Annotated in this window: 1 protein-coding gene; it reads left to right on the forward strand. The window is 71.4% G+C overall.

Annotated features, from left to right (window positions below; genetic code table 11):
* Positions 1 to 255 (forward strand): transposase (locus tag QM019_RS12805; RefSeq protein WP_282853316.1); only part of this gene is annotated, 255 nt, incomplete at both ends.

Raw genomic sequence — 255 nt, forward strand, 5'->3', positions numbered from 1 at the left:
AGACGGGCCCGGCACGGCTGCTGGACATGGTCGAGGGCCGCTCGAAGCAGGTGTTCAAGCAGTGGCTCGCCGCCCGACCCAAGGACTGGTCGAAGGCGATCGAGGTGGTCGCGATGGACGGGTTCAGCGGCTTCAAGACCGCCGCGGCCGAGGAACTCCCCGACGCCGTCCCCGTCATGGACCCGTTCCACGTCGTCCGCCTCGCCGGCGACGCCCTGGACCGGACCCGGCAGCGCGTCCAGCAGGACACCCTCG

It is taken from the genome of Gulosibacter sediminis, from assembly GCF_030011715.1.
GTDB lineage: Bacteria > Actinomycetota > Actinomycetes > Actinomycetales > Microbacteriaceae > Gulosibacter > Gulosibacter sediminis.